1 protein-coding gene is annotated in these 2059 nt (G+C 65.3%); it reads right to left on the bottom strand.

Annotated elements, in window-relative coordinates:
* Window positions 1-2059, bottom strand: a 2059-nt coding sequence (carB, locus tag AC1DT2_RS21715) for a carbamoyl-phosphate synthase large subunit (protein WP_477298673.1), incomplete at both ends; no start/stop codon positions are given.

Raw genomic sequence — 2059 nt, forward strand, 5'->3', positions numbered from 1 at the left:
CTCCTTGGTCGTGCCCTGCTCGATCAGCGTGCGACCGGCCATGGCGCGCGCGGCGATCTTCGCCAGCGACATGCCGGTGGCCTTGCAGACGAAGGGCACCGTGCGCGAAGCGCGCGGGTTCACCTCGAGGATGAACACGTCGTCACCCTGGATGGCGAACTGCGTATTCATCAGGCCGACGACCTTCAGCTCACGCGCCAGCAGGGTCACCTGGCGGCGCATTTCGTCCTGCACTTCCTGCGACAGCGAGTACGGGGGCAGCGAGCACGAGGAGTCGCCCGAATGCACGCCGGCTTCCTCGATGTGCTCCATGATGCCGCCAACCAGCACGTTGCCGTCGGCGTCCGCGACGATGTCCACGTCCACTTCCACGGCATGGTCGAGGAAGCGATCGAGCAGCACCGGCGAATCGTTGGAAACCTGCACGGCATCGCGGATGTAGCGCGAGAGGTCGGCGTCGGCGTAGACGATTTCCATGGCGCGGCCACCGAGCACGTAGCTCGGGCGGACGACCAGCGGGTAGCCGATCTCGCGGGCCAGGGCCAGCGCTTCGTCGGCGTTGCGCGCGGTGCGGTTCGGCGGCTGCTTGAGGTTGAGCTTGGTGATCAGGTGCTGGAAGCGCTCACGGTCTTCGGCCAGGTCGATCGACTCGGCGTTGGTACCGATCACCGGCACGCCGGCGGCTTCGAGCGCCCGCGCCAGCTTCAGCGGGGTCTGGCCGCCGTACTGCACGATGACGCCCTTCGGCTTCTCGAGGTCGACGATTTCCAGCACGTCTTCGAGGGTCAGCGACTCGAAGTACAGGCGGTCGGAGGTGTCGTAATCGGTCGAGACGGTTTCCGGGTTGCAGTTGACCATGATGGTTTCGTAGCCATCCTCGCGCAGGGCGAGCGCTGCATGCACGCAGCAGTAGTCGAACTCGATGCCCTGGCCGATGCGGTTCGGACCACCGCCGAGCACCATGATCTTGTCACGGTTGGTCGGGTTCGCTTCGCACTCTTCCTCGTACGTGGAGTACATGTACGCGGTGGTGGTGGCGAACTCCGCGGCGCAGGAGTCGACGCGCTTGTACACCGGGCGGACGCCCAGCGTGTGACGCAGGTGGCGCAGTGCGTTCTCGTCCGTGCCGACCAGTTCGGCCATGCGTGCATCGGAGAAGCCCATGCGCTTGAGCTCGCGGATGCGCTCGGCGTTGAGCGCCGTGAGACCCTGGCGCTGCATCTCGCCTTCGGTGATGACGATGTCTTCGAACGCGGCGAGGAACCAGGGATCGATGCGCGTGAGGTCGTGCACTTCTTCCAGCGACAGGCCAGCGCGGAAGGCATCGGCGACGTGGAACACGCGATCCGGACGCGGCTCGCGCAGTTCGCGCTTGAGCGTCAGGAAGCCTTCCTCGCTGCCGATGTCCAGGCCGGTCGGATTGAGGCCGGTCTTGCCGATTTCCAGGCCGCGCAGGGCTTTCTGCAGCGACTCGTGGAAGGTGCGACCCATCGCCATGACTTCGCCCACCGACTTCATCTGGGTGGTGAGGCGTGCGTCGGCGGCCGGGAACTTYTCGAAGGCRAARCGMGGGATCTTGGTGACGACGTAGTCGATSGACGGYTCGAACGACGCCGGCGTGAGACCACCGGTGATGTCGTTGCSCAGTTCGTCSAGCGTGTAGCCGAYSGCGAGCTTGGCSGCGACCTTGGCRATCGGGAAGCCSGTGGCCTTGGAGGCCAGCGCCGAGGAACGCGACACGCGCGGGTTCATCTCGATGACGAYCAYGCGGCCGTCTTCGGCATTGATGCCGAACTGCACGTTGGARCCGCCSGTGTCSACGCCGATCTYGCGCAGYACCGCGATGGACGCGTTACGCAGGCGCTGGTATTCCTTGTCGGTGAGCGTCTGAGCCGGCGCGACGGTGATCGAGTCGCCGGTGTGCACGCCCATCGGATCGAAGTTCTCGATCGAGCACACGATGATGCAGTTGTCCGCCTTGTCGCGGACCACTTCMATCTCGAATTCCTTCCAGCCCAGCACCGACTCTTCGACCAGCACTTCGTGCACGGGCGAGAGC

Source organism: Luteibacter sp. P4_E6 (genome assembly GCF_056401535.1).